We start from the raw sequence: 25884 nt of genomic DNA, 5'->3' as shown, positions 1-25884 counted from the left end.
CCCCCGCCGCCGGGGAGGCACACGTCACCCGAGCGTGGCCAGCCAGCGCAGCAGGCCGCGCACCCCCCAGCCGGTGGCGCCGCGGGTCAGCTCGGCGGCGTCGCCGTCGGCCCACGAGGGCGCGGACATGTCGACGTGCAGCCAGCGCTGCCGCAGGTCGCCGGTGAACTCACGCAGGTAGAGCGCGGCCAGCACCGACCCGCCGCCCTGGTTCGGGGCGCTGTAGAGGTCGGCCACGTCGCTGCCCAGGTATTCGACGTAGTCGGCCGGCAGCGGCATCCGCCAGGCCGACTCGCCGGCCGCGTCGATCGCGGCCAGCACGTCGGCGGCCAGTTCGTCGTTGTCGGAGTAGAGCGCGCCGGTGCGCTTGCCGAGCGCCACCATGTTCGCCCCGGTCAGCGTCGCCAGGTCGATCAGCAGATCGGGCTTGAGCTCGGCGACGGCGTACGCCAGCGCGTCGGCGAGCACCAGCCGCCCCTCGGCGTCGGAATTGGTGGTCTCGCTGGTCACGCCGCCGTAGTGGGTGATGACGTCGCCGGGGCGGAACGCCGACCCGCTGACCGCGTTCTCCGCCAGCGGCGCCAGGGTGGTGATCCGGACCGGCAGCCGCAGCGCGGCCGCGCCCAGCGTGGCGGCCACGACGGCGGCGGCCCCGGCCATGTCCTTGCGCATCAGCTTCATGGCGGGCACCGGCTTGATGGAGATGCCGCCGGTGTCGAAGGTGATCCCCTTGCCGACCAGGACGACGTGGGTGCGCGCGTCGGCGGGGTGCCAGTCCAGCTCGACCAGGCGCGGGCCGCTGGCGGAGCCGCCGCCAACGGCGAGGATGCCGCCGAAGCCCTCGGCGGCCAGTTCGTCGGGCTGCCGGACCCGCAGCCGCAGGTCGGGTCGGTCGGCCACGGCGGCCTCGACCTGCTCGGCGAACCACTGCGGGTTCTTCACGGAGGACGGGGTGTTGGTCAGGTCCCGGGCCAGGCGGGTCATCCGGGCGGTGACCTCGGCCCGTTCGACCACGTCCGCGTACGCGGTCGGGTCACCGACGGCGACGTCGACGCCGGCCAGCGCCGGGGACTCGCCGGCCTCGGTGAGCCGGAAACGGTACGACGCCAGCAGCAGCCCCTCGACGAGGCCGCGCACCGCGTCGGGCTCGACATCGACCGGCATCATGATCGTGAGATGTGTCTCACCGGACGCCGACCGGGCCAGCGCGGCCCCCGCCGCCCGCCATCCGGACTCGTCGCCGTCGCCCGCGCCGACCAGCAGCAACCGCGCCGGGACCCGTCCCGGCCGCAGGTGGACGTGCACCTCGCCGGCCCGCCCGGTGGCCCGGGCCGCCGGGGCCAGGGCGGCGGCCTCGGCCAGCACGTCGTCGGCGAGCGCCGGCAGGCCGGGCAGCACCGTCGCCCCCTGCGCGCCGTCCTCGGCCGTGCCGGCGGGTCGGATGGGCAGGGCCAGGGCCTCGGACCGCTCGGGCCCACCCACCAGGCGGATGGCAAGCACGCTGGAACGACCTCCAGATGGGTCGGAAGAGGGCCCGGACGCGCCCCGGGCCCAGGGTGAAGCCCTGAGCCACCGGCGGGGCCGGTGGCTCAGGGAGGTGTGAACCGCCCGCGCGACGAGCGCCGCGCGGACCGTGCCTCGGTCAGCCGGCGGCTGCCTTCAGTGCGTCACCGAGCGCGTTGGCCTCGTCGGGAGTCATCTCGACGACGAGCCGGCCACCACCCTCCAGCGGGACCCGCATGACGATGCCCCGGCCCTCCTTGGTGACTTCCAGCGGACCGTCGCCCGTCCGCGGCTTCATCGCCGCCATGTTGTCTCCCCTCAGACCTGCAACAGGGTCGGTGGGTTGCCCCACAGCCTCTTCGCCATCACCCACCGCGACGTGCACGGCGGTGTCGACCAACGATTTTCCCTGATGAACACCGCCGGACCCAAACCGAAGAGGCATTGATGTAACAGGACCTAGCTTATCTTGAGAAGGCCTGTCACAATGTGCGGTCATGCAGGCACGGTCGGCACTCTTCGACCTGTACGGCGACCACCTCCGACCCCGGGGTGGCCGCGCGCCGGTCGCCGCCCTGGTCAAGTTGCTCGCGCCGCTCGGGATCGCCCCACCGGCGGTGCGCACGGCGGTCAGCCGGATGGTCCGCCAGGGCTGGCTCGACCCGCTCCGGCTGGCCTCGGGGCCGGGCTATTCGATCACACCGAAAGCCGCACGACGACTCGACGAGGCGGCCGCCCGGATCTACCGGACCGGTCGGATCAGCTGGGACGGACGGTTCGACATGCTCGTCCTGGACAGCCCCGCCTCCCGCCGGGAGCGGCAGCGGCTCGCCGCCAACCTGAGCTTCCTCGGCTACGGCGCCCTCGACGAGCAGACCTGGGTGGCCACCCGGCCGGCGGAGGACGTCGACGTCCTGCTCGAAGAGGCCGGTGTGCGGTACGAGCGGTTCACCGCCGCGCACGCCGCCGGCACCCCGGGCGCGATGGGCGTGGTCCGCCGCGCCTGGGACCTCACCGAGATCGGCCACGCCTACGAGCAGTTCGTCGCCGAGCAGCGCCCGCTGCTGGCCGCCGTCACGGTGCGCAGCGACGACGAGGAGGCGTACGCGGCCCGGTTCCGGCTCGTGCACGCATGGCGTACTTTCCTGTTCCGGGACCCGCAGCTCCCCCCGGCGCTGCTGCCCGAGCGCTGGCCCGGCACCGCCGCGGCCAGTTTCTTCGACCGACACGCGACCCGGCTGCGGCCGGCCGCCGACCGGTACGTCGAGCAGTGCCTCGACGCCACCAACCGTGAGAGAAGGGTCGTCAAGACGTGACCGAGCCGCTGCTCGTCGACCGCACCGACGCCGTCGTCACCCTGACCCTCAACCGCCCGACCGCGATGAACGCGCTCGACGTGGCGCTCAAGGAGGCGCTCCGGGACGCCCTGGCCGAGCTGGAGGCCGACCGGTCCTGCCGGGCCGTGGTGCTGGCCGGGGCGGGCGGCTCGTTCAGCGCCGGCCAGGACCTGCGCGAGCACGTGCAGGTCCTGGAGTCGCCGGACGCGAACCCGCTGGACACCGTCCGGGCCCACTACAACCCGATCGCCGCCCGGCTGGCCAACCTGCCGAAGCCGGTGGTGGCCGCCGTGCGGGGGATGGCCGCCGGGGCCGGGGCGTCGCTGGCCTTCCTGGCCGACTTCCGCATCGGCGGGCCGAAGACCCGGTTCCTGATGGCCTTCGCCGGGGTGGGGCTCGCCGCCGACACCGGCGCCTCCTGGACGCTGCCCCGGCTGGTCGGCCACGCCAAGGCCGTCGAGCTGCTGATGCTCGCCGAGCCGGTCGCCGCCGAGGAGGCCAGCCGGCTGGGCCTGCTGACCCGCCTGCTCGACGACGACGAGCAGGTGCTGCCGACCGCGCAGGAGCTGGCCGCCCGGCTCGCCGCCGGCCCGACCGTCGCGTACGGGGCGATCAAGCGGCAGCTCTCCATCGCCGACGCCGGCACTCTCGCCGACGCCCTGGCCGCCGAGGCGCAGGCCCAGTCGATCTGCGGGGGCACCGCCGACCACCGGGCCGCCACCCTGGCCTTCGTCAACAAGCAGAAGCCCGTCTTCGAGGGCCGCTGAACCCGCGCCCGGTGCGGGCTCGTCAACACGCTGCTCGCCCGCCTTCGGCCGCCGCACCCGCCGTCGGACGCAGCCGGGACGCGGCCGGGGTCGCCGGGGCCGGGTCAGTCGTCCTCCTCCGGGTCCTGGTTGGCCTCGGCCCCCAGCACGAACGCCTGCATCGCCAGCTCGTCGCCGGACGGCGAGACGAAGGCGGGCAGCTCGCGGGGGCCCAGGTCGCGCACGTAGGACCAGAAAAGCCGGACGGCCTCCGCCGGCGTGGCCGCCTCGATCGGGAGGTCCAGGCTGACCAGCCAGGACCGGCGGGCCGGCGGCGGGCCGAGCCGCCCGACCAGCGCCCGGTAGGCGTCGGCGGGCAGCGCGGTGACCGGCCCGTCGAGCGCCAGCCCGTCGGCCGGCACCGGCTCGTCGAAGACCCGCCGGGTGTACGCGACCACGAACGCGCCAGAGGCCGGGTCGGACTGGGGGTCGTCGGGGTCCTCGCGGCGCTCGGCGGTGGCCCGGGCGACCCGGCCGAGGGCCACCAGCCGGAGCGGGTCCTCGGTCAGCACGGCCACGGCGTCACCCGGCCGGGGGCCGGTGGTGGCGGTGGCGGCCCCGGCCCCGGTGGCGGGACCGCCGGCCGCGGCGTCGCCGTTCAGCCCGGTCAGCTCCAGCGTGTCGTGGTGGACGAGCCGCTCGGCGTCGTAGCGCCCCGGGGGGAGGAGCACGGCCCAGGCGGCGGCGCCCCGCCCGGGGTCGGGCCCGGCGGGGACCGTGCCGTCGGGGCGCTCGGGGACCGTGCTGTCGGGGCGGTCGTCGGTGTCGGTCATGGGGTCGATCCCATCACGTCGGTGACGTGGCAGCCGGCCAGGTGGTCGTCGACCATGCCGGTGGCCTGCATGAGCGCGTACGCCGTGGTGGGGCCGACGAACCGGAACCCGCGCTTCTTCAGCGCCTTGGCCAGGGCCGTCGACTCCGGGGTCAGCGCCGGAACCTCGGCGAACGAGGCCAGCCGGGCGGCCCGGGGCGGCGGCGCGTAGGACCAGAGCAGGGCGGAGAGCCCCTCGGGCAGCTCCAGGGCGGCCCGGGCGTTGGCGATCGCCGCCTCGACCTTGGCCCGGTTGCGCACGATGCCGGCGTCGGCCAGCAGCCGGGTCACGTCGGCCTCGCCGTAGGCCGCCACCGCCTCGATGCGGAAGTCGTCGAAGGCCAGCCGGAACGAGGGGCGCTTGCGCAGGATGGTCAGCCAGGACAGGCCCGACTGGAACGCCTCCAGGGTCATCCGCTCGTAGAGCGCGTCGTCGCCGCGCAGGGGTCGCCCCCACTCCCGGTCGTGGTAGGGGACGTAGTCCGGGGTGCTCGCCCCCCACGCGCAGCGGGCCAGCCCGTCCGCGCCGATCACCAGGTCAGTCACGGCTCACACGCTAGCCGGAGCCGCCGGCCGGGCAAGGGCGTGCCGGCGTGGTGGCGGTATCCGACCCCTCGGGACCCCACCATGTCGGCGACCTGGCGGTAACGCCCCGGCCGTACCCGGCAGCGCCCGACCCGCACCCGCCCGCACCGGGCGGCGCGGTGGCGGCCGTCAGGGCAGGCGACCCTGCTCGACCAGCCGGCCGAACTTCCTCAGCGCCTGGGTCAGGCTGACCTTGGAGCCGGGCCAGAGCACCGGCCACGCCACCCGCCCGGCCGCGCCGCCCGGCACGTGGAACCACTCGTGCCAGACGACCTGGGTGCGCCCGCCCTCGATCGGGGTGCAGCGCAGCACCCCGGGGCCGCGCAGCAGGCGACCGCAGTGCACCACGCCGATCTCGTACGGCGCGTCGACCCGGACCACCCGCATCTCGTCGCGCAGGACCGCCGGCCCGAGCGAGGTGACCGCCTCCACGAGGCTGCCCTCGCCGCCGTCGCCCTCGACGACCCGGACGGTGGTGAACGGGATCCAGTCGGACTGCCGCTCCCAGGCCAGCAGGCCGGCGAACACCCGCTCGGCCGGCGCGTTGACGATCACCGTGGCGGTGACCTCGCCGGCGCCGGGCTGGGCCGCCTCGCGGAGGCCCTCGGCGTCCGCCGAGCCGGTCACGCCGGCTCCGACCCGACGGGGCGGTCGGTCGGCTCGCGGTCGCCGGCCTCGGGGGCGGCGGCGGTCACCGTGAGGTCGGCTCCGGTGGCGGGGACGGCGGCCGGGGCGGCGTCCCCGGTGGGGGCGTCGGCGGCGGCAGCCGCACCGGTAGCGGCTGCGGCGGTGGGGGCTGCGGCGGCGGTGGGGGCGTCGGCCCCCGCTGCCTGCTCGGCGGCGGCAGCCGCCGCCTGCTCGCGGGTGTGCCGCAGCGCGTCGGCGTCGGCGACCCGTCCCTCGCGCAACGCGGTGACCTCCGCCTCCAGCACGCCGATCAGCTCGGACTTGTACCCGATGTCGTAGGCCGCCCGGCGCATCGCCTGGTCGACCTGGGACATCCGGTACCCGCGCGGCGCCGTGTCGAAACGGACGTCGCCCACGTCGGACTCACGCAGCGGCCGGCTGACCGGCAGCGGAACGGCCCGCCCGTCCGGCTCGACCGGCGCGAGGCCGGGATCGCGGCCGGTGACCAGCACCGTCACCCCGAAGACCACTGCCGCGACGGTGAGCGCGACGACCAGCAGGAGCAGCACCTGACCCATGCAAGAGATCGTGGCACGCGAACGGGCCCGGAGCGACCCCGCCGGGCGGTCCTCCCACAGATCGGTGCGGATCTGTGCCGTCGTACCGCCAGGAAGGACCACCGGGCGACCGGCTAGCGTCGGAGGCGGCCGGGGCGCCCGGCCGGCTACGGAAGACCGGCGGCCGCAAGGATCGACGGCCGCGACAGACCGGTGGCCGCGACGGATCGGCGGCTGCGGGAGATCGGGAGGCGACATGGCCGGGGCGCTTCGGCTCGGAAGCCGGACCTTCGCGCCGGGCGAGCTGGTGGTGATGGCCATCGTCAACCGCACGCCCGACTCGTTCTTCGACCGGGGGGCGACCTTCGCGCAGGACAGCGCGCTGCGCGCGGTGGAGCGGGCGGTGGCCGAGGGCGCGGAGATCATCGACATCGGCGGGGTCAAGGCAGGCCCCGGCGACGAGGTGGACGTGGCCGAGGAGATCCGCCGCACGGTGGACACGATCGCCGCCGTGCGGGCCGCCTTCCCGGACGTGGTCATCTCCATCGACACCTGGCGGGCCGAGGTGGCGGTGGAGGCGGTCGCGGCCGGCGCCGACCTGCTCAACGACACCTGGTCGGGGGCGGACCCGGCGCTCGCCCGGGTCGCGGCCGAGACCGGGGCCGGGCTGGTCTGCTCGCACGCGGGCGGGCTGGAGCCGCGCACCCGACCGCACCGGGCGGCGTTCGCCGACGTGGTGGCCGACGTGGTCGCGACGGTCACCGGCCTCGCCGAGCGCGCGGTCGCCCTGGGGGTACGCCCCGACGGCGTCCTCATCGACCCGGCGCACGACTTCGGCAAGAACACCCGGCACTCCCTGGAGATCACCCGCCGGCTCGACGAGCTCTCCGCCACCGGCTGGCCGCTGCTGGTGGCCCTGTCCAACAAGGACTTCATCGGCGAGACGCTGGACCTGCCCGTGGCCGAACGGCTGGAGGGGACCCTCGCGGCGACCGCGCTGTCGGCCTGGCTGGGCGCACGCGTGTTCCGTGCCCACCAGGTGGGGCCCACCCGGCGGGTGCTGGACATGGTGGCGTCGATCCGGGGCGACCGCCCGCCGACCGCCACCCGCCGCGGGCTGGCCTGACCGTCGGCCCCGGCCCGCCCGGGTGCCCGCCGCACCGTCGGCCAGGCCCGGCGTCGGCGTTCAGGTCCAGCGGAGGATGTTCTTGCGCCAGGCGTAGAGGATGCCCAGCGCCAGCACGCCCACGAAGACGCCCATCTCGGCGACCGTGACGAGCCCGAAGCCGGGCCGGTCGAAGACCACCGCCCACGGGAACAGGAAGACCGCCTCGACCGCGAACAGCACGTACAGGTAGGCGTACACGTAGTAGCGGATCTGCATCTGGGCCCAGTCGCCGCCCACCGGGTCGAGGCCGCACTCGTAGCCGGCCCGCTTCCCCGGCGGGTCCGCCGGACGGGCGGGACGCAGCACCCGGTTCGCGGCGAACGCCACGACGAAGAAGAGGGCGGCGGCGAGCAGCAGGAGCCCGAGCGTCGCGTACGAGCCCAGGTAACCGGTCACGGTGGGTCAGCCTACCGTGCCGCGCCCGGCGCACGTTACGGAACTGTTTCCCGGCGGGACTAGTGCCGCCGGGCAAGTGTTACCGAATAATGAACCGTCACCGACTGTTGGCGGAGGAGCTGACCCGCGTGGACGTACGCCCCGTTCGGCGGGCAACCGACCGACGTCTCGTGACGCTGCTCGCCGCGTCCCTGACGGTCGGGCTGCTCGCCGCGGTCGCGGCGCTGCCCGGCTGGGCCACGGCCGCGCCGCCCCCGGCCCGCGCGGCGGCCGCGCCGGCGGACCCCCCGGCGGGGCCGGCCGGCGACCCCGGCGACGAGACCCCGCCGGTCGAGCCGACGTCCGCCGAGCCGACGCCCACCGAGGCCCCGCCGACGCTGCCCCCGCCGCCGGAGACCACCGCCCCGGCCCCCACCACCACCGGGCCGGCGCCCAGCACGCCGGCCGGCCCCGCCGACCCGCCCACCACCACGGCGCCGGCCACCACCGCCGGGCCGTCGGCCCCGACCACCACCCCGCCGGTGCGCACGTCGGCCCCCGGTCCGGGCGCCCCGGCACCGGGCCGCCTCGGCGTGCGGGTGAGCACCGACGACGTCGTGCTGACCGACGCGTACTGGAACGCGGCCGGGACCACGACCACGCTGCGGATCACCGTGACCAACACCGGCGACGTCGCCGAGCAGGTCCGGCTCTCGTACACGCTGCCGGCCGGCCTGACCGACGCGGGCACCGCCGGTTGCGCGCCGGCCGGGGGCGGCGGGCACCGCTGCGGCGCGTGGACGACGGCGGCCGGTGCGCGGTTCAGCACGCTGATCTCGGTGCGGGTCGACGGCGACGCGTGGCGGCGGATGCCGCTCAGCGGCGCGGTGCGGGTGAGCGCCACTGCCCCGGGGGTGGTGGCCGGGTCGGTCGACGACAACGAGGGCTTCGCGGTGCTCTTCCCGCCGGGCCCGCCGGTGCCGGGCATCGCGCTGCGGGCCGACGGGGTGGCGTTCGACATCAGCGGGAGCGCCAGCGAGCTGGCCGTCCGGCTGGGCAACACCGGCACGGTCGACGCGGACGGGCGGATCGAGGTGGTCCTGCCCGACGGCGTCACGATCCCGGCCCCGCCGGCCGGCTGTGCCGCGCTGAGCGCCACCCGCACCAGGTGCGACGTCGGCGCGGTGCGGGCCGGCGGGGCCGCCACCCTGCGGCTCACGGTCAGCGCGACCGCCGAGGCGCAGCGCGACGCGCCGCTGGCCGGCGCCGTGGTCGGCCGCCTCGACCCGCGCAGCGGGCAGGCCCGGCAGTTGCAGATGAGCTTCCGGATCACCGCGGCGGCCGCGATGGCCACCCCGATCGCGACGCCCGCCCCGGCCGGCTCCCAGGGGGTGCTCGCCGCCGCCGGGGCCGGCGACCGACCCGGCGGGGGGCTCAGCACGGCGCAGCGGGGCGCGGTCGCCCTGATCGTGATCTCGGTGCTGCTGGTGGTGCTGGCGCTCGCGTTGGCCACCGTCTCGCTGCGTCGCCGGCTCACCGACCCGTCCGGCGGCCGGTGATTCTGATTACGGCGGGCGGGGCAAACAGCCCCAAATCATGACGTAAGCGCCCGGAATCTGTTCCCAGTCGGCGGACCACTGGGCAAGCTCGACATCCCATCCGACGTAGGCTCTCGGGTAGGAACCCAGACCGGACCGGACCACCCACGGGCGGTGCGGGGCAGCGCTGTGTCAAGGAGGTCATGTGGCCGGGCAAGGCGAGGTCACCATCATGTTCAGCCGCCCGCGCGACCGCGCCGAGCGAAGCGAGGGGCAGGCGTGACGAAGCAGATCCGTCAACTCGACCGGGTGGTCATCCGGTTCGCCGGCGACTCCGGCGACGGCATGCAGCTGACCGGCGACCGGTTCACCTCGGAGACGGCCCAGCTGGGCAACGACATCTCCACGTTGCCCAACTTCCCCGCCGAGATCCGGGCCCCCGCCGGGACCCTGCCGGGCGTGTCGAGCTTCCAGGTGCACTTCGCCGACTACGACATCCTCACCCCGGGCGACGCGCCGAACGTGCTGGTCGCGATGAACCCGGCCGCGCTCAAGGCCAACCTGGCCGACCTGCCGCGCGGCGCGGACATCATCGTCAACACCGACGAGTTCACCAAGCGCAACCTCGCCAAGGTGGGCTACCAGGCCAGCCCGCTCGACGACGACTCCCTCGACGGCTACGTGGTGCACCCCGTCGCGCTCACCTCGATGACCGTCGGGGCGCTCGCCGACCAGCAGGTGTCCAAGAAGGACGCCGAGCGGGCGAAGAACATGTTCGCCCTCGGCCTGCTCTCCTGGATGTACTCCCGCCCGTACGAGTCGACCCTGCGCTTCCTGGAGCGCAAGTTCGCCAAGCGCCCCGAGCTGGTCGCGGCGAACGTCGCGGCGTTCCGGGCCGGCTGGAACTTCGGCGAGACCACCGACTCCTTCTCGGTGCGTTACGAGGTGAAGCCGGCGAAGATGGTGCCGGGCACCTACCGCAACATCACCGGCAACACGGCGCTCTCCCTCGGCCTGGTGGCCGCGGGCGTCCGCTCCGGCCTGCCGGTGTTCCTCGGCGCCTACCCGATCACCCCGGCGTCGGACATCCTGCACGAGCTGAGCAAGCACAAGCGGTTCGGCATCGTCACCATGCAGGCCGAGGACGAGATCGCCGCGGTCGGCGCGGCGCTCGGCGCGTCGTACGGCGGGGCGCTCGGCGTCACCACCACCAGCGGGCCCGGCGTGGCGCTCAAGAGCGAGACGATCTCCCTCGCGGTGGCGCTGGAGCTGCCGCTGGTCATCGTGGACGTGCAGCGGGCCGGCCCGTCGACGGGCATGCCCACCAAGACCGAGCAGGCCGACCTCAACATGGCCCTGTACGGCCGGCACGGCGAGGCCCCCGTCGCGGTGATCGCCCCGAAGTCCCCGTCGGACTGCTTCCACGCGGCGATCGAGGCGGCCCGGATCGCGCTGACCTACCGCACCCCGGTGCTCCTGCTCTCCGACAACTACGTCGCCAACGGCTCCGAGCCGTGGCTGCTGCCCGACGTGGAGTCCCTGCCCGACCTGCGGGTCGAGTTCGCCACCGCGCCCAACGGCGACGACGGCACGTTCCTGCCCTACCTGCGTGATCCGCAGACCCTGGCCCGGCCGTGGGCCATCCCGGGCACGCCGGGGCTGGAGCACCGCATCGGCGGCCTGGAGAAGGCCGACAAGACCGGCGACATCTCGTACGACCCGGCCAACCACGACTTCATGGTGCGCACCCGGGCGGCCCGGATCGAGGCGATCCCGGTGCCGGACGTCGAGGTGGAGGACCCGGACGGCAACGCCCGGCTGCTGGTGCTGGGCTGGGGCTCGACGTACGGCCCGATCGGCGCCGCCTGCCGGCGGCTGCGTCAGCGCGGGCTCCCCGTCGCGCAGGCGCACCTGCGGCACCTGGCCCCGATGCCCGCCAACCTCGGCGAGGTGCTGCGCTCCTACGACCGGGTGGTCATCCCCGAGATGAATCTCGGCCAGCTCGCCCAGGTGATCCGGGGCAAGTACCTGGTCGACGCCATCGGCTACAACCAGGTCCGCGGCCTGCCGTTCACGGCCACCGAGCTGGAGACGATGCTGGAAGAGGTCCTGAAGAATGTCTGAGCCCGTCGCCCTCAAGCTCACCGCGAAGGACTTCAAGTCCGACCAGGAGGTGCGCTGGTGCCCCGGCTGCGGTGACTACGCGATCCTCGCCGCCGTGCAGCAGTTCATGCCGGAGCTGAACATCCCCCGGGAGCGGATCGTCTTCGTCTCCGGCATCGGGTGCTCGTCCCGGTTCCCGTACTACATGAACACCTACGGGCTGCACTCGATCCACGGCCGCGCCCCGGCGATCGCCACGGGCCTGTCGGTGTCCCGCCCGGACCTGTCCGTGTGGGTCGTCACCGGCGACGGCGACGCGCTGTCGATCGGCGGCAACCACCTCATCCACGCGCTGCGCCGCAACGTCAACCTGAAGATCCTGCTGTTCAACAACCGGATCTACGGCCTGACCAAGGGGCAGTATTCTCCGACGTCCGAGGTCGGCAAGGTCACCAAGTCGACGCCGGCCGGTTCGGCCGACGCGCCGTTCAACCCGATCTCGCTGGCCCTGGGGGCGGAGGCGAGCTTCGTCGGCCGCACCATCGACTCCGACCGCAAGCACCTCCAGTCGGTGCTGCGGGCCGCCGCCGAGCACCAGGGCTCGGCGTTCGTGGAGATCTACCAGAACTGCAACATCTTCAATGATGGGGCGTTCGACCAGCTCAAGGAGCCGGCCACCCGCGACGACTTCCTGATCCGGCTGGAGCACGGGCAGCCGATCACGTTCGGTGCCGAGGGCCGGTTCTGCGTCGTCCACCCGCCGGGCGGCTTCGGCCTGGAGGTGCGGGAGACCGCGTCGGTCCGCCCGGAGGAGATCGTCGTGCACGACGCGACGGTCGCCGACCCGGCGTACGCGTTCGCGCTGTCCCGGCTGCCCGGGCTCGACCTGAGCAACACCCCGATCGGCGTGTTCCGGTCGGTCGACCGCCCGTCCTACGACAGCGTGGTCCAGGCCCAGGTCGAGGAGGCGAAGGCGAAGGTCACCGAGACCCCGGAGCAGCAGCTCGCCGGCCTGCTGGGCAGCGGCGACACCTGGACGATCCTCTGATCCGTCCCGCGTAGGGGCGACCCGTCAGGCGACGAAGGGGCCCGCCACCGAATGGTGGCGGGCCCCTTCGTCGTGGTCGTCGGTAGGGAGCGCGGCGAACAGCGCGCGGCGGGCGGCAGGCGGTCAGCCCGGCGTGCCGGCGGGCTGGGGCCGGTCGTCGCGGACGTGCACGAGCATGTCGCCGGTCTCGATGACCGCGCCGGCCCGGTCGGAGAGCGTGACCACCTTGCCCCGGCGGACCAGCGCGATGACCAGGGTGTCGTCCAGCTCGCGCGGGGAGCGGCCGACCTCGTTGCGCTCCGCCGAACGCATGGCCAGGGCCATGCCCTGGCCGGGGGTCAGCAGGTCCTCCACCACGTCGATCAGCGGCGGCGCGGAGGTGGACAGGCCGAGCAGCCGGCCCGCCGTGGCGGAGGAGACGATCACGTGGTGCGCGCCGCTCTGCTTGAGCAGCGGCGCGTTCTCGGCCTCGCGGGCCGCCGCGATGATCCGCACCTGCCCGGCGGTGAGCTGCCGGACGGTGAGCGCGACCAGCACCGACGCGTCGTCGCTGTCGGTCGCGATGATCACCGCCTTGGCGTTGCGCACGTGCGCCTCGTTGAGCACGGAGGAGCGGGTCGCCGACCCCTCGATCGCGACGAGCCCCGCCGAGGTGGCCTGCCGCAGCGACGCCGGGCTGCGCTCGACCACCACGATCCGGGACTTGTCGAGGCCGTTCTCCAGCAGCGCCGAGACCGCGCTGCGGCCCTTGGTGCCGTAGCCGCAGATGATGACGTGGTCCTTCACGCTCTTCCTCCACCGCGTCAGACGACGGCCGGTCCGGTACTGCTCGGTCAGGACTTCCAGGGTGGTGCCGACCAGGATGATCAGGAAGAGCACCCGGGCCGGGGTGACGAACAGGACGTTGACCAGCCGGGCGGACGGTGCCGCCGGCGTGATGTCGCCGTACCCGGTGGTGGAGAGGGAGACCACCGCGTAGTAGAAGCAGTCGAGGAGGGTGAGGCCGTCCTCGTTGACGTCGCGGTAGCCGTCGCGGTCGAGGTAGACCGCGGTGACGACCGCGAGGACCAGGCCCAGGGCGGCGGCCAGGCGCAGGCTCAGCGCGCTCAGCGGGCCCCGCCGCTGCGCGGGAAAGTGGATCACCGCGGAACCTGCTCCGCCGCCGTCGCCTGCACGTGCACAACATAGCGGGTACGCGCCGGACCGGCCCGGCAGGCCGGGACAACGCCGGTGGTCGGGAGCCGGTCGCCGCACCGGAAGGCGTCGGCGCAGCCGCCGTAGGGGCGGCGGGGTCGGTGTGTCGCCCGCCGAACCGGCATGATGGGAGCAGGAGCGCCCATCACGAGGAGGCCCGGATGTCGTTGCTGCGACGGGTGATCGGCAGCGTGCTGCGCCGGGTGCGGCAGCGCCAGGGCCGCACCCTGCGCGAGGTGGCCGAGGCGGCGGGGGTGTCCCTGCCCTACCTCTCGGAGGTCGAGCGCGGGCGCAAGGAGGCCAGTTCCGAGGTGCTGGCGGCGATCTGCCGCGCCCTCGGCATCGACCTGTCGGACCTGCTGGAGGAGGCCCGCGACGACCTGCGCCGGGTCGAGCGGCGGGTGCCCGCCGCGCCCCGGGTGGCGCTGGCCCGCCTGGACGAGGTGGTGTCGGTGGGCGGCGAGCCCGGCCCGCGCCTGCGCCTCGGCTTCCACGCCGACCCGGTCGGCCCGCAGCAGGGCGGGCCACTGGTGGAGTGCCGGGTGCCGGTGGCCGCCGGCCGGGTGCTGCGGCTCGGCGGGGTCACCCCGACCGCGGGCGGCCGGCTGCTGCACGTCGGCGGGGCGGGCCTCGGCACGTCCGTGGTGTCCGTGGGCGGGGCGGTGGCGCACCCCGGCCCGGCCGTCCACGTCCTGCCGGTCCGGCTGTTCGCGTCCGCGCCGCTTCGGCGCCCCGCCGCGCGTACCGCGAGGGTGCTGGCCCGGCGGCGGGCCCGGGCGGGCCTGCGGCGGCTGACCGCCCGCTAGGCCCGGCCGGTTTCTGCTGTCGGCGGATCTGCCGCCGGCAGAAGCGCTGGGACCGCGCGCCCGGCCGGGCGGACGCTGGGGGAACCGGTTCCCCTGGGCGGAGTCCGTCGCCCACCGGCAGCGTGGAGGTCGATCACGATGATCAGGTACGACGTGTGGATGCGGGACGGCGGCCAGCCGGCCTTCGGCGACCAGGTCTTCCAGCGGCTGCTGAAGGAACGGATCATCTTCCTCGGCACGGAGGTCACCGACGAGTCGGCCAACCAGATCTGCGCGCAGCTCCTGCTGCTGGCGGCCGAGGACAGCGAGCGCGACATCTACCTCTACATCAACTCGCCGGGCGGCTCGGTCAGCGCCGGGATGGCCGTCTACGACACGATGCGGTACGTCCGCAACGACGTGGCCACCCTCGCGCTCGGCATGGCCGGCTCGATGGGTCAGTTCCTGCTCTGCGCGGGCACCGCCGGCAAGCGGTACGCCCTGCCCCACTCGCGGATCATGATGCACCAGCCGTCGGGCGGGTTCGGCGGCACGGTCGCCGACATCACCATCCAGGCGGAGAACATGCTGCACGTCAAGCGCACGATGCAGGAGTTGATCGCCCGGCACAGCGGGCGCTCCGTGGAGCAGATCCAGCAGGACTCGGACCGGGACCGCTGGTTCACCCCCGAGGAGGCCCGGGAGTACGGCCTGATCGACCGGGTGCTCAGCCGGGTCGACGAGCTGGCGGCCTGACCCAGGGCGGGTGACTGATCGCCGGGTGGGTGCCGGGTGGGCGGCGGCCGGTGCCGGGTGGGGCGGCGGCCGGACACGCCCCCTCGAACCCGTGTCCGACCTCCGACCTCGCGAAGCCTATGTCCGGAGTGCGCCCGCCCGGGCGCTTCGGGGGCGCAGCGCTTTACCGCCGATTCCCGTTACATCGCAATCCCACCGGGCGCGCCGCCCGCCATCGGGCCTGCCACGGGCGGGCCCTCAGCCGGCGGCGTCGTAGCGGGCGCGGGCGGCCTCGACCTCGCCGAGGTGCGTCGTCGCCCACGCCTCCAGCCCGCCCACCAGGTCGAGCAGGCTGCGCCCGAGGCCGGTCAGCGCGTAGTCGACCCGGGGCGGGACGGTCGCGTACGCGGTGCGGGTGATCAGGCCGTCGCGTTCCAGGCCGCGCAGCGTCTGGGTGAGCATCTTCTGGCTCACCCCCTCGATGCGCCGGGCCAGCTCGCTGAAGCGCTTTCCGCCGTCGGCGAGGGTGAGGACGACGAGCACGCTCCACCGGTCGCCGATCCGGTCGAGGACCTGCCGGCTGCCGCAGTCGCGGGCGAAGGGAGTGGGTTCCACGCTCTGACTCTCCATCAGATAGTGCCTTACTTCAAGGTGCCTACTCTCCAACGGGAAGTGGCAGCGGAAGCTTCCCGTTGCACCGGACGACGGATCGTCCGACCCGGAGAACGGCCCCCGACCAGGGGATCGTCTCCGGTATCGAGAGGGAGCACACCATGTCCATCGTCGTCACCGGAGCCACCGGCCACCTCGGCCAGCTGATCGTCGCCGCGCTGCTGCGGCGGGGCGTGCCCGCCGGGGAGATCGTGGCGCTCGGCCGGGACGCCGGCAAGCTCGCCGACCTCGCCGGGCACGGGGTGAACACCCGGCAGGTCGACTACACAGACCCCGAGTCGCTGCGCACAGCGTTCGCCGGGGCCGACAAGCTGATGTTCGTCTCCGGCAGCGAGGTCGGGCAGCGCGTCACCCAGCACCACAACGTCGTCGCCGCCGCCCGCGAGGCCGGCGTCGGGCTGGTCGTCTACACCAGCATCGCCAACGCCGACCGCTCCGGCATGGTCCTCGCCGGGGAACACCTCGCCACCGAGCGGGAGATCGCCGCGTCGGGCCTGCCGTACGTGATCCTGCGCAACGGCTGGTACCTGGAGAACTACACCGGCCAGCTCTCGACGTACCTCCAGTTCGGGGTGACCGGCGCGGCGGGCGACGGGCGGGTCAGCGCCGCGACCCGCGCGGACTTCGCCGAGGCCGCCGCCGCGGCGCTCACCGGTGCCGCGGAGACCAACCGGGTGTACGAGCTGGGCGGCGCGGCGTTCACCCTGACGGAGCTGGCCGAGGAGGTGTCCCGGCAGACCGGTCACGCCGTCGGCTACACCGACCTGCCGGCGGAGAAGTTCACCGAGGTACTGGTCTCCGCCGGCCTGCCCGAGGGCTTCGCCGCCGTCCTCGCCGACAGCGACCTGGGCCTGGCCCGGGGCGAGCTGTACGTCGAGGGCGACGACCTGGCGAAGCTGATCGGCCGCGAGCCGACCACGCTCGCCGAGGCGCTGCGCGCCGCGCGCTGAGCCGCCGCGCCGAGTCGCCGCACCCGGGCCGCCGCCCGGCCCCGTCCGCCGTTCGCGGGCGGGGCCGGCGCGGCTCAGGCCGGGACCCGCTCCACCGGGACCCACAGCTCGGCGTCGGCCCGGGAGCCGTCGGAGGACACCCGGGCCCGGAGCATCTCCGGGCCCGGCCGGCTGCGGTACGGGTTCGACGGGAACCACTCCGTGAAGACGTCCCGCCAGAGGTGCTGGAGGGCCTGCGGGAACTCGCCCGAGCTGGAGAAGACCGCCCAGGTGCCGGCGGGCACCGGCATGGCGTCCAGGTCCCGCGGCGGGATGGCGGCGGTGACCACGGCGTGCCAGTAGTCCAGCTCGGCGCCCTCCTCCCGGTTGACCCCCAGCTTGTCGCTGACGTTGACGATGCCCTGCGGCTCCTGGTCGGAGAGGGCCGCGATCCGCTCGGTCGTCCCGGCGTCGATGCTCTTGACGAACGCCACGATCGCCGGGTTCAACCCCTCGTGCACGAGCGGGACGCGGGCCTTCCGCCCGACCAGGTGAAAGGCGTCCTTCTCGGCGATGCGGTACCGCATGCTGGATCTCCCCTCGACGACGAGCCGGAAGGACATCCGGGGCTGCGACCGCAGGGCGGCGCCGTTGCGCCGGGCCTCGCCGGGGCCGACCCCGTGCACGGCCTGGAACGCCCGGGCGAACGCCTCCCCCGACCCGTACCCGTACCGGAGCGCGATGTCGAGCAGCGTCCGCTCCCCCGCGAGCACCTCGGCGGCGGCGACGGTGAGCCGGCGACGCCGCACGTACTCCGACAGCGGCATCCCGGCCAGCGCCGAGAACATCCGCCGGAAGTGGTGCTCCGACGTCACCGCGATCCGCGCCAGCTCACCCACCTCGATCCGCTGGTCGAGATGCCCCTCGACGTACGCCATCGCCTCGTTCAGCCGGTCCAGCACCCGGATCTCCCCTTCCTGCCGCCAGAAACCACGGGATCACGCGTACCCGACATCCTGTGCCCGACCCGCCGTGACGGCCGACCCGCCCCGGGCGGTCCGTGCGAGATTCCCTCACCGTCGTGGCTGCCGCCGCACCCGCGCCTGCTGGTACGGTCGCGAGGTGATCGTCGAGGAGCACTGGTGGAACGGGGACGCGACCAAACGAGGACGTCGCGACGTCTACATCCGCACCGATGGTCAGCGCTGGGAGGTCCAGGCGCAGATCGGTGGTGAGCAAGGCCGCTCGAAGGTGCTGGAATGCTCCAGCCACAGTTCCGCGAGCATCCTCGCGGGGGCGTGGCGCGGAGGCAGCTCGGGCTGGCGGGAACTGCGGCGCTGAGCGTCGCCCGGCGGGGCTCTGGCGGCCGGGCCTGACCCGCCGGCCGCCAGCAGGCGTGCGCGGCGGCAGCGGCGAACGCCTATGCTCTGCGGGGGAGTCGGACGGCGTGACCGGGGAGCAGTGAGCGGACCGAGAGCGGACAAGCTGCCGCACGCGAGCAGCAAGGCCGCGGTGCTGGACGCCATCCGGGCGGCCGGCACGATCAGCCGGGTGGGCCTGATCAGCGTGACCGGCTTCACCGCGCCCACCATCTCCAACCTCGTCCGCAAGCTCATCGACGAGGGCCTGGTCGTCGAGACCGACCACGCCGAGTCGACCGGTGGGAAGCGGCGGGTCCTGCTCCGGCTCAACCACACCTCCCGGTACGCCGTGGGCGTGTGCCTCGGCCAGGGGGTCATGACGTACGTCCTGACCGACCTGACCGGGGTCGTGGTGGCCCGGATCTCCCGGCCGGGCGTCGGTGCCGAGGCGCCCGCGACGGTCGTCTCCCGGATCGCCGCCGAGATCCCGACCCTGGTCGACAGCGTCGGAGTGGACCGGGCGCGGCTGGTCGGGGTGGGCCTGGTCTTCCCCGGCCCGCTCACCGGTCGGGGGGTCGCCGGCCTCAACCCCGAGCTGCGGCACTGGCGGGAGTTCCCGCTCGGCTCGGCCCTGGAGCAGGCGACCGACCTGCCGGTGGTGCTGGACAACGACGCCACCGCCGCCGCCCTGGGCGAACACTGGGCGGGCGGGTTCGGCACGGCGAGCGCCGCCGCCGCCCTCTACATGGGCAGCGGCCTCGGCGCCGGGCTGGTCATCGACGGGATCACCTACCGCGGCCCGAGCGGCAACGCCGGCGAGCTGGGACACGTCTGCGTGGACGCGGACGGCCCGCGCTGCTGGTGCGGGGCCCGGGGGTGCGTGGAGGCCGTCGCCGGGCCCGCCGCCGTGGTCGCGGCGGGGCGGGCGGACGCGGGCCTGGCCGGGGCGCTCGGCCTCGCCACCGGCACCGGCCCCGCGGCGGTCGCCCGCGACTTCGCCGCGATCGGCCGCGCCGCCCGGCGCGGACAGCGGCGGGCGCTGGCGCTGTGCGAGAGGTCCGCCCGGTACGTCGCGGCGGCCGCCCGCACCCTCGCCAACGTGATGGACCTGGAGGTCATCGTCCTGACCGGGCCCGGCTTCGCCGTCGCCGGTTCGGTCTACCTGCCCGTGCTGCGCCAGGAGCTGCACACCGTCTTCTCCCGCTCCGCGCACGCCGTCGACGTACGGCTGTCCCGGTCCGCCGCCACCGCGTCCGCCGTCGGGGCCGCCGCCCTGGTCCTGGAGTCCGAGCTGGTGCCGTTCCACCGCGGGCTCCGGGTGTCGGAGAGCCTCGACGGGGAGTTCGCGCCGCCGACCGGATCGGCCCGCTGACCTGCGATGGGGGCGCGATGAGCACGACGAGCGCGGTCGGCCTGGTGCTCGCCCGGGCGCCCCGCCTGCTCGGCGCCGAGCCGTTCTTCATGGAATTCATCTCCGGCATCGAGGAGCGCCTCGCCGAGCACGGGCGGTCGGTGCTGCTGCACATCGTCGCCGACCACGCCGCCGAGATCGCCGCCTACCGCCGGTGGGCGCAGCTCCGGCTGGCCGAGGCCGTGGTGCTGGTGAACCCGACCGCCGGGGATCCCCGGCCGGCGGTCCTGCGCGAACTCGGCCTCCCCGTGGTCGTGGCCGGCGAGCCCGACGGCGACGCCCCGGCCGTCCGGCGGGACGACGTCGGCTCGGTGCGGGCGGCGGTCGCGCACCTGGCCGGCCTCGGGCACCGCCGGATCGCGCGGATCAGCGGGCCGGACACGCTGCGGCACACCCGCACCCGCACCGCCGCGTTGCTGGCCGCCGCGGGCCCGGCCGGCATCGACGCCGTGGTGCTGACCGGCGACTACTCGGAGGAGTCGGGCGCGGACTTGACCGCCCGGCTGCTGCGCGACGGCGACCCGCCCAGCGCGATCATCTACGACAACGACCTGATGGCGGTCGGCGGCTTGGACGTGGCCGGGGAGCTGGGCCTCACGGTCCCCCGCGACCTGAGCCTGCTCGCCTGGGACGACTCCAGCCTGTGCCGCCTGTCCGCCCCGCAGCTCACCACGATGAGCCTCGACGTGCACGACTTCGGCGAGCTGGTGGCCGGCTCCGTGCTCGCGCTGCTCGACGGCGCGCCGGTCAGGGAACGGTGGTGCCCCACCGAGACGGTGATCGTGCGGCAGACCACGGCCCCGCCGCCCGGCGGCCCGGAGTAGGGCCGCCCGAACGCCCGCCTGCCGCCCGGCGGGCGGCGCAGTCGCCAGCTTGACTTAGTGAGGTAAATAAACAAAGCTCTTCGATGCGCTCCCATCGACGATCCCCTCTCGACCACGAGGAGATCAGATGAGACATCGTCATGCCCTGATGGCCGTCGGCACCACCGCGACCCTGGTCGCGGCCGGCCTGGCCGGGCTCACCTTCCCCGCCTCGGCGGCGGCCACCGGCTGCTCCGTGGCATACACCGTGCAGAGCCAGTGGACAGGCGGGTTCAGCGGGAACATCGCCATCACCAACCTCGGCTCCGCGGTCACCGGCTGGACGCTGACCTTCGACTTCCCGACCAGCGGCCAGCAGGTCACCCAGGGCTGGAGCGCCACCTGGTCGCAGTCCGGCACCCGCGTCTCGGCCGCCAGCCTGGGCTGGAACGGATCGCTGGGCACGGGCGGGTCGACCGCGATCGGCTTCAACGGCTCGTGGAGCGGCAGCAACCCCGTGCCGACGTCGTTCGCGCTCAACGGCACGACCTGCACCGGCTCGGTGACGTCGCCGACCCCCGGGCCGACCACCACCCCGCCGCCCACCACCCCGCCCCCGACGACCCCGCCGCCCACCACTCCGCCACCCACCACCCCGCCGCCGACCGGTGCCGCGCCCGCCCTGAAGGTCTCCGGCAACCGGCTGGTGACGGCGAGCGGGGCGACCTACCGGCTGCTCGGGGTCAACCGGGCCAGCGGTGAGTTCGCCTGCGTGCAGGGCAAGGGCATGTGGGACAGCGGCCCCGTCGACCAGGCCTCGGTCAACGCCATGAAGGCGTGGAACATCCGCGCCGTGCGGATCCCGCTCAACGAGGACTGCTGGCTCGGCCTCTCCGGCTCGCCCAGCGGCGCGACGTACCAGCAGGCCGTCAAGGACTACGTGAACCTGCTCGTGGCCAACGGGATCAACCCGATCCTCGACCTGCACTGGACCCACGGGCAGTACACCGGCAACATCTCCGCCTGCGCCGACGTCAACGCCACCTGCCAGAAGCCGATGCCCAGCATGCAGCACACGCCGCAGTTCTGGACCGGCGTGGCCAACGCCTTCAAGGGCAACAACGCCGTGGTGTTCGACCTGTTCAACGAGCCCTACCCGGACGCCGCCAACAACTGGTCGGACATGGCCGCCGCGTGGCGCTGCCTGCGCGACGGCGGCACCTGCACCGGCATCACCTACGAGGTCGCCGGCATGCAGGACCTGGTCGACGCCGTACGGGCCACCGGCGCCGGCAACGTCCTGCTGGTCGCCGGCCTGACCTGGACCAACGACCTGAGCCAGTGGCTCAACTACAAGCCGAACGACCCGCTCAACAACATCGTGGCGTCGTGGCACTCGTACAACTTCAACGCCTGCGTCACCGTCAGCTGCTGGGACAGCCAGATCGGCGCCGTCGCCGCGCAGGTGCCGGTGCACGCCGGCGAGATCGGCCAGGACACCTGCGCCCACGACTACATCGACCAGGTGATGACCTGGCTGGACTCCAAGCGCATCGGCTACACGGCGTGGACCTGGAACCCCTGGGGATGCAGCGGCGGCAACGTCCTCATCCAGGACTACAACGGCACCCCCACCAGCACCTACGGTGAGGGCTACAAGGCCCACCTGCTCTCCGTGACCCCGTAACGGCGACAGCACCCCGCCGGCCGGCGCGCCCCGCGAGTGGGGCCGTGCCGGCCGGCGACGTACGTGGTTACCGGGCCGTGCCGGCGGGGTGGCGGGGTGGGCCGACCACCCCCGGTGGAACGCTCACGCCGGCCGGCAACGACGCAGCACACCGTCGGCGACGGCGGCGAGTTCGCCGGTGCCCCGGTGCAGGCAGGTCGGCACGAAGCCGGGCACCGTGCCGGTGCGGTGACCGGTGAGCGGGTCCCAGACGTGCAGGCCGTCGGTGTGCGCCGAGTAGAGCCGCCGGCCGTTGGAGAACCAGTCCCCGGCGGGGCCGGTGAAGGTGGCCAGCTCGCGGCCCGAGGCCACGTCGAACAGGCGTACGCCGGGCAGGATCGTCTCGTCGTCGTCGCCGATCCCACCGACGGCCAGCAGGCCGTCGCCGACGAAGCAGAGCGGCCCGTTCCAGTAGTAGTCGCGGAAACACAGCCGCTGGCGGGTCGGCCCGTCCTCGGACTCCCACACGTTGCCGTCCAGCCAGGGGCGAAGCTCCCACACCGAGGGCTCGCCGACCGGGTGCCAGATCCAGCCGTCGTCGGCGAGCACCCGGCTGCCGGGCGAGCAGAGCAGCCGGCCGTGGAAGTAGTCGAGATGGTGCGCCGGCCGTTGCTGCTCCGACGTCTTCTCGAACTCACGCGCGGTCAGCAACTCCCCGGTGGCCGGGTCGCTGACGTCGAGCCGGTTCCAGCGGGTGCGGTGCACCACCAACGGCCGGTCGTCGACCCGCGCGAAGGCCAGCGAGAACGGCACCGTGTTCGCGTGGTAGTCCCCGCCGTCGAGCGCCAGCGTCACCACACCACCCCGACCGAGGTCCACCACCCGCCCGTACCGGCCGTAGTCGTCGACCACGGCGGCGAAGCGGCCACAGGCGGAGGCGTGCAGCCTGCGCCGAAGTTGACGGTCCATCCATGGGGTGTGCCCCGGCTCGTCGACCAGCTCGACGGTCGCCAGCACCGCGACCCGGTCGTTGTCCGGGTCGAGCTCGGCGATGGCGCCGTCGGCGGTGAGCGCCAGCCATCGGGAGCCGTCGGCGTCGTCGATCGGAGCGAGGTCGACCACCTGCCCCAACGACGGCGGCAGTGACCAGCACGACACTGTCGCGTCGAGCGGCTCCGGCCGTTCCAGGATCTCCGGCTCGCCGCGCCAACCGAGCATCTCCCCGTCCTCGACGAGCCGGTCGACGCATCCCTCGCACACCACGACCAGCACGGGCGGCTGGCCGGCCTCGTCGCACGCCCGGCAGACCAGGTCGAACTCCATCCCGCGCCCGGTCAGCACCCGGAGGCACGCCACGTCCTGGTCTTCGGGTACGGCGACCAGGTGGGAACACACCCGGCTGGTGGCCGCGTCCGCCGGATGTCCGCAAGAGAGTGTCAGCACGGCAGCACGATATCCGCCCTCGTCGGCGAGTACTTCTCAGCGACGCACTTGATCAATCCGTGCGGGTTCCGAAGAGTCCGTCACCCCTCGTCCGGCGTCGACCCGACCTCGCTGCCACCTGCGGTAGTCGGAACTGGCGCGCGTCCCGTAGCGTTGATGACATGACAACACTGGTGGTGACGCTCGCGATCCTCGTGGTGTTGTTGCTTGCGGTTGTTGTCTTCGTGACTCGACGGGACCGTGCGAAGCTCTCGTCGGATCAGGATTCGGCTGCGGTCCGTCAGGCACGTGCCGACCAGCACAGGCACGAGGCAGAGCGTCACTTCGCGTCGGGCATGGCAGCGAGACACCACAATCCGTCCAGTACGTAGCGCAGGCTGCCCCGATTCGAGCAGCGCCCGTCGCCTTGTGCCATCCCGTTTGCCGCCGACCCACCGACCCGGAGAGCGGCCGTCGCCCGGCCCGCCGCGTCAAGCAGACCTTGACGGACGTACGAATGGACGGCTCCTGCTGGAAAGGCCGAGTCGGCATTCGTGGCGCGGACCGTGCCCCCAGCGGACACCGCCACCTGGCCGGGAGCGACTGCAGAGCCACCGGCAGCGGCGAAGGTCCACGACGACCGGGGGTTGAAGCACCGGAGCGAGGCTGAGGCGCGGGAGGCGCCGGTCCCGCCGGAGCTGGTGGCGATCCTGCGGGCGAACGTCGACCGGTTCGGGGTGGGGGCCGATGGGCGGCTGTTCCGCAGTGACCGGGGCAACGCCGTGGCGTCGTCGATGCACCACCGACGCGCAGTGGGCGCTGATCGTCCGTTCCTGCGAGCCTGGAAGGCCAAGCGAGCATCGTGCAGAGCTGACGCCGGAAGAAGCTTGACGCGCCAACGCCCATCGCGCATGGTCGATACATATCGATAACTTCGGATGTCTCGACATGGGAGGACTGATGAAGACCCTCGTCACCACCGCCTTGGCTGCGACCCTGCTGCTCCTCGCTACGGGCGGCGTGTCCGACGCCCGACCGGCGGCCGATGGGCCCTGCACCGGGCAGATCCACGCAAACCCGGGGTTCGAGCTCAGCGCCACCGGCTGGACAGCCGGCCCGCGCATGGTCGTGCTCGGCGACGCGACCCGGCCCGCACACACCGGCCTCGCGTACGCCACCTTCGCCGGGCTGGACGTGACGCGTTCCGATTTGCTACGCACCACCGTCACGGTGCCAGCCGGCTGCGACCTGACGGTCCGCTTCTGGGTCCGGACCATCACCACCGAGACCAGCCGCAGCGATTACCTGAACGTCGGGCTGGCAGTCACCGGGATACCCCCGAAGACGAGGTTCTCCCTGGCCTTCGACGGCGGGTCGCAGTGGCGGCAGTACAGCATGTCGACCGGGACGGCCACGACCGAGCGCACCGCGACGGCCAGCTTCATCGCCAGTGAGACTGCCGGCAACGGCGTCACGGCCTTCGACGTCGACGACGTGACCTTCACCTTGAGCTGACCACGGCGGGACCCCGAGAACCGCCATCGCGGCCGCAGGGGCCCATCCTCGGGCAACGCGGACCCGCCGCAGCACCGCGCGGCGTCGAACGCGGCATTCGCCGCCGTGCCGCTGGTCAGACCGGGCCGGATGAGCTCCACCCGCCGCACCGCGAGTGGCGAATACGGGTGGCATCCGGCTGCACAGATTGATCAATCGATGCGGGAACGTATCCGCTGTTCAGGTGGCGTTTCTGCTGATCTTCGAGGTGCCCCCGGCAGGATTCGAACCTGCGACACACGGTTTAGGAAGGCGACAGTGGCAGTGTGACCACTGCGGCCGTGACCTGGGCGGGCTGGCTGCTCGCCGGCTTCGTACGCCAAGATCGTTGCACGCACTCTGCACGGGGCCGCTGCGGACGCCCGAGGACGGCCGGAGGCCGCCCGCAGGGCAGGCCGCGAGCGCGGCGCTTAGGTCTGTTGCAGAGTCAAGATTCCTGTCGGCCGGCGGCAGTCCCTGTCACTGACTTGCCGGTCGTGTCGGCTTCCGTCGACCCTGAAGCGGCGTCCATCGGTCGGCCACCTCGACTCTGGCCGGCAGCATCCTCACACGTCGTAGCGATCCAGTCTCCACTGCTTCTCTTGTGTCGTACCCAGCGTTTAGCCTCCCCAGTCATGGCAGACAACCAGAGCACCTCATCACCTGATGCGGTCCGCGATGCGCTCCTCAAGGCCATCAAGCGGGGCGCGGAGCGCTATGACCCGGGCGTCCAGAGCGCCGGCATGGTCCGGGATCTTGCGGAGGCGTACGCGTTCGTCCTGGGGACGCGTGACTCGGGCCCCTCGGCGAAGGGAACGGCTAAGCACTAACGGCACCCAGCGTGGGGAGCCCAGCCCCGCCGCGCCGGGCTCCCACCTACCCACGCACCCTGAGCTGCAAGAGCAGTCAGGAACG

General features: G+C 73.7%; 27 protein-coding genes. 16 read left to right on the top strand and 11 right to left on the bottom strand.

Translation table 11 applies throughout. The annotated features are described in order from the left end of the window. Positions 1-24 precede the first annotated feature (24 nt). Positions 25-1500 carry a leucyl aminopeptidase family protein gene (locus TK50_RS05385; RefSeq protein ID WP_043961727.1) on the bottom strand — a complete coding sequence of 492 codons (1476 nt, stop codon included), beginning with the start codon at positions 1498-1500 and terminating at the stop codon, positions 25-27. Positions 1501-1642: 142 nt separating this feature from the next. Beyond that, entirely contained in the window at positions 1643-1810 is a 168-nt protein-coding gene (locus TK50_RS32815) for a DUF3117 domain-containing protein (RefSeq protein ID WP_007455245.1), read from the bottom strand. Between the two features lie 190 nt (positions 1811-2000). On the opposite strand from TK50_RS32815, the gene TK50_RS05380 reads away from it, so the two are divergent. Together TK50_RS05380 and TK50_RS05375 are read left to right on the top strand one after the other, a co-directional pair. Beyond that, positions 2001-2819 carry a PaaX family transcriptional regulator gene (locus tag TK50_RS05380; RefSeq protein WP_043961726.1) on the top strand — a complete coding sequence of 273 codons (819 nt, stop codon included), beginning with the start codon at positions 2001-2003 and terminating at the stop codon, positions 2817-2819. Continuing rightward, positions 2816-3607 (top strand): enoyl-CoA hydratase/isomerase family protein, encoded by a 792-nt coding sequence (locus tag TK50_RS05375; protein ID WP_043961725.1) that lies wholly within the window; start codon positions 2816-2818, stop codon positions 3605-3607. Before TK50_RS05380 ends, TK50_RS05375 begins: the two co-directional genes overlap by 4 nt. A 104-nt stretch (positions 3608-3711) precedes the next feature. Here the strand turns inward: TK50_RS05375 and TK50_RS05370 are convergent, their stop codons facing one another. The 4 genes from TK50_RS05370 to TK50_RS05355 form a co-directional block, all read right to left on the bottom strand. After that, complete coding sequence (locus tag TK50_RS05370; protein WP_043961724.1) at positions 3712-4419, bottom strand: hypothetical protein; 708 nt, start codon at positions 4417-4419, stop codon at positions 3712-3714. Next, the gene (locus tag TK50_RS05365; protein WP_043961723.1) at positions 4416-5003 is read right to left on the bottom strand and encodes a DNA-3-methyladenine glycosylase I; all 588 of its coding nucleotides are present in this window, start codon (positions 5001-5003) and stop codon (positions 4416-4418) included. The genes TK50_RS05370 and TK50_RS05365 overlap by 4 nt, the downstream gene beginning before the upstream one ends. 168 nt (positions 5004-5171) lie before the next feature. Continuing rightward, the gene (locus tag TK50_RS05360) at positions 5172-5669 is read right to left on the bottom strand and encodes an SRPBCC family protein (RefSeq protein ID WP_043961722.1); all 498 of its coding nucleotides are present in this window, start codon (positions 5667-5669) and stop codon (positions 5172-5174) included. Continuing rightward, a complete protein-coding gene (locus TK50_RS05355) occupies positions 5666-6247 on the bottom strand; it encodes a DivIVA domain-containing protein (RefSeq protein WP_082106188.1) in 582 nt (193 codons plus the stop codon). Before TK50_RS05355 ends, TK50_RS05360 begins: the two co-directional genes overlap by 4 nt. Positions 6248-6482: 235 nt before the next feature. On the opposite strand from TK50_RS05355, the gene folP reads away from it, so the two are divergent. Continuing rightward, entirely contained in the window at positions 6483-7352 is an 870-nt protein-coding gene (gene folP / locus TK50_RS05350; protein WP_043961721.1) for a dihydropteroate synthase, read from the top strand. A gap of 60 nt (positions 7353-7412) precedes the next feature. Here folP and TK50_RS05345 read toward each other — a convergent pair whose 3' ends face one another. Beyond that, positions 7413-7790 (bottom strand): NADH-quinone oxidoreductase subunit A, encoded by a 378-nt coding sequence (locus TK50_RS05345; RefSeq protein ID WP_043961720.1) that lies wholly within the window; start codon positions 7788-7790, stop codon positions 7413-7415. Between the two features lie 89 nt (positions 7791-7879). Between TK50_RS05345 and TK50_RS05340 the strand changes: the two genes are divergently transcribed. The 3 genes from TK50_RS05340 (at position 7880) to TK50_RS05330 (ending at position 12458) form a co-directional block, all read left to right on the top strand. Continuing rightward, on the top strand, positions 7880-9328 hold the full coding sequence (locus TK50_RS05340; RefSeq protein WP_144420166.1) for a hypothetical protein: 1449 nt from the start codon (positions 7880-7882) through the stop codon (positions 9326-9328). Between the two features lie 258 nt (positions 9329-9586). Continuing rightward, positions 9587-11431, top strand: coding sequence for a 2-oxoacid:acceptor oxidoreductase subunit alpha (locus tag TK50_RS05335; RefSeq protein WP_043961719.1), 1845 nt, complete (start codon positions 9587-9589; stop codon positions 11429-11431). Further along, positions 11424-12458: a 2-oxoacid:ferredoxin oxidoreductase subunit beta gene (locus TK50_RS05330; protein WP_043961718.1), complete on the top strand. Its 1035-nt coding sequence runs from the start codon at positions 11424-11426 to the stop codon at positions 12456-12458. Before TK50_RS05335 ends, TK50_RS05330 begins: the two co-directional genes overlap by 8 nt. 123 nt (positions 12459-12581) lie before the next feature. On the opposite strand, the gene TK50_RS05325 is transcribed toward TK50_RS05330, so the two are convergent. After that, positions 12582-13601 (bottom strand): potassium channel family protein, encoded by a 1020-nt coding sequence (locus tag TK50_RS05325; protein WP_043961717.1) that lies wholly within the window; start codon positions 13599-13601, stop codon positions 12582-12584. 212 nt (positions 13602-13813) lie between these two features. On the opposite strand from TK50_RS05325, the gene TK50_RS05320 reads away from it, so the two are divergent. Next, positions 13814-14458: a helix-turn-helix domain-containing protein gene (locus TK50_RS05320; RefSeq protein ID WP_043961716.1), complete on the top strand. Its 645-nt coding sequence runs from the start codon at positions 13814-13816 to the stop codon at positions 14456-14458. A gap of 138 nt (positions 14459-14596) precedes the next feature. Next, positions 14597-15193, top strand: coding sequence for a ClpP family protease (locus TK50_RS05315; RefSeq protein WP_043961715.1), 597 nt, complete (start codon positions 14597-14599; stop codon positions 15191-15193). Positions 15194-15430: 237 nt separating this feature from the next. Here TK50_RS05315 and TK50_RS05310 read toward each other — a convergent pair whose 3' ends face one another. Then, positions 15431-15802 (bottom strand): winged helix-turn-helix transcriptional regulator, encoded by a 372-nt coding sequence (locus tag TK50_RS05310; protein ID WP_082106187.1) that lies wholly within the window; start codon positions 15800-15802, stop codon positions 15431-15433. Between the two features lie 143 nt (positions 15803-15945). Here TK50_RS05310 and TK50_RS05305 point away from each other — a divergent pair, with 143 nt between their 5' ends. Further along, entirely contained in the window at positions 15946-16794 is an 849-nt protein-coding gene (locus tag TK50_RS05305; RefSeq protein ID WP_043961713.1) for an SDR family oxidoreductase, read from the top strand. 74 nt (positions 16795-16868) lie between these two features. Here the strand turns inward: TK50_RS05305 and TK50_RS05300 are convergent, their stop codons facing one another. Continuing rightward, the gene (locus TK50_RS05300; RefSeq protein WP_043961712.1) at positions 16869-17735 is read right to left on the bottom strand and encodes an AraC family transcriptional regulator; all 867 of its coding nucleotides are present in this window, start codon (positions 17733-17735) and stop codon (positions 16869-16871) included. A 160-nt stretch (positions 17736-17895) separates the two neighbouring features. Here TK50_RS05300 and TK50_RS32810 point away from each other — a divergent pair, with 160 nt between their 5' ends. The 4 genes from TK50_RS32810 (at position 17896) to TK50_RS05285 (ending at position 22035) form a co-directional block, all read left to right on the top strand. Beyond that, positions 17896-18114, top strand: a complete 219-nt coding sequence (locus TK50_RS32810; RefSeq protein WP_077935977.1) for a hypothetical protein — start codon at positions 17896-17898, stop codon at positions 18112-18114. 120 nt (positions 18115-18234) lie between these two features. Then, positions 18235-19506 (top strand): ROK family transcriptional regulator, encoded by a 1272-nt coding sequence (locus TK50_RS05295; protein WP_043961711.1) that lies wholly within the window; start codon positions 18235-18237, stop codon positions 19504-19506. Positions 19507-19523: 17 nt separating this feature from the next. Beyond that, positions 19524-20369: a LacI family DNA-binding transcriptional regulator gene (locus TK50_RS05290; protein WP_043961710.1), complete on the top strand. Its 846-nt coding sequence runs from the start codon at positions 19524-19526 to the stop codon at positions 20367-20369. Between the two features lie 127 nt (positions 20370-20496). Beyond that, positions 20497-22035, top strand: coding sequence for a cellulase family glycosylhydrolase (locus TK50_RS05285; protein WP_082106185.1), 1539 nt, complete (start codon positions 20497-20499; stop codon positions 22033-22035). A 123-nt stretch (positions 22036-22158) separates the two neighbouring features. Here the strand turns inward: TK50_RS05285 and TK50_RS05280 are convergent, their stop codons facing one another. Further along, positions 22159-23457, bottom strand: a complete 1299-nt coding sequence (locus tag TK50_RS05280) for a WD40 repeat domain-containing protein (RefSeq protein WP_241773928.1) — start codon at positions 23455-23457, stop codon at positions 22159-22161. A 161-nt stretch (positions 23458-23618) separates the two neighbouring features. Between TK50_RS05280 and TK50_RS32805 the strand changes: the two genes are divergently transcribed. The 3 genes from TK50_RS32805 (at position 23619) to TK50_RS05270 (ending at position 25799) form a co-directional block, all read left to right on the top strand. Continuing rightward, positions 23619-23828, top strand: a complete 210-nt coding sequence (locus TK50_RS32805) for a hypothetical protein (RefSeq protein ID WP_082106184.1) — start codon at positions 23619-23621, stop codon at positions 23826-23828. Between the two features lie 568 nt (positions 23829-24396). Continuing rightward, entirely contained in the window at positions 24397-24951 is a 555-nt protein-coding gene (locus tag TK50_RS05275) for a hypothetical protein (RefSeq protein ID WP_043961708.1), read from the top strand. A gap of 653 nt (positions 24952-25604) precedes the next feature. Beyond that, on the top strand, positions 25605-25799 hold the full coding sequence (locus TK50_RS05270) for a hypothetical protein (RefSeq protein ID WP_043961707.1): 195 nt from the start codon (positions 25605-25607) through the stop codon (positions 25797-25799). Positions 25800-25884: the final 85 nt, after the last annotated feature.

It is taken from the genome of Micromonospora haikouensis (genome assembly GCF_000876225.1).
Taxonomy (GTDB): domain Bacteria; phylum Actinomycetota; class Actinomycetes; order Mycobacteriales; family Micromonosporaceae; genus Micromonospora; species Micromonospora haikouensis.
This window is presented reverse-complemented; position numbering and strand designations above follow the sequence as displayed.

Excerpts from the sequence above, each read along its gene's own strand:
- TK50_RS05340 (WP_144420166.1), top strand. The coding sequence starts at position 7,880 with ATGAACCGTCACCGACTGTTGGCGGAGGAGCTGACCCGCGTGGACGTA.
- folP (WP_043961721.1), top strand. The coding sequence starts at position 6,483 with ATGGCCGGGGCGCTTCGGCTCGGAAGCCGGACCTTCGCGCCGGGCGAG.
- TK50_RS05305 (WP_043961713.1), top strand. The coding sequence starts at position 15,946 with ATGTCCATCGTCGTCACCGGAGCCACCGGCCACCTCGGCCAGCTGATC.
- TK50_RS05355 (WP_082106188.1), bottom strand. The coding sequence starts at position 6,247 with ATGGGTCAGGTGCTGCTCCTGCTGGTCGTCGCGCTCACCGTCGCGGCA.
- TK50_RS05320 (WP_043961716.1), top strand. The coding sequence starts at position 13,814 with ATGTCGTTGCTGCGACGGGTGATCGGCAGCGTGCTGCGCCGGGTGCGG.
- TK50_RS05315 (WP_043961715.1), top strand. The coding sequence starts at position 14,597 with ATGATCAGGTACGACGTGTGGATGCGGGACGGCGGCCAGCCGGCCTTC.
- TK50_RS32815 (WP_007455245.1), bottom strand. The coding sequence starts at position 1,810 with ATGGCGGCGATGAAGCCGCGGACGGGCGACGGTCCGCTGGAAGTCACC.
- TK50_RS32805 (WP_082106184.1), top strand. The coding sequence starts at position 23,619 with ATGACAACACTGGTGGTGACGCTCGCGATCCTCGTGGTGTTGTTGCTT.
- TK50_RS05380 (WP_043961726.1), top strand. The coding sequence starts at position 2,001 with ATGCAGGCACGGTCGGCACTCTTCGACCTGTACGGCGACCACCTCCGA.
- TK50_RS05310 (WP_082106187.1), bottom strand. The coding sequence starts at position 15,802 with ATGGAGAGTCAGAGCGTGGAACCCACTCCCTTCGCCCGCGACTGCGGC.
- TK50_RS05370 (WP_043961724.1), bottom strand. The coding sequence starts at position 4,419 with ATGACCGACACCGACGACCGCCCCGACAGCACGGTCCCCGAGCGCCCC.
- TK50_RS05290 (WP_043961710.1), top strand. The coding sequence starts at position 19,524 with ATGAGCACGACGAGCGCGGTCGGCCTGGTGCTCGCCCGGGCGCCCCGC.
- TK50_RS05285 (WP_082106185.1), top strand. The coding sequence starts at position 20,497 with ATGAGACATCGTCATGCCCTGATGGCCGTCGGCACCACCGCGACCCTG.
- TK50_RS05270 (WP_043961707.1), top strand. The coding sequence starts at position 25,605 with ATGGCAGACAACCAGAGCACCTCATCACCTGATGCGGTCCGCGATGCG.
- TK50_RS05275 (WP_043961708.1), top strand. The coding sequence starts at position 24,397 with ATGAAGACCCTCGTCACCACCGCCTTGGCTGCGACCCTGCTGCTCCTC.
- TK50_RS05330 (WP_043961718.1), top strand. The coding sequence starts at position 11,424 with ATGTCTGAGCCCGTCGCCCTCAAGCTCACCGCGAAGGACTTCAAGTCC.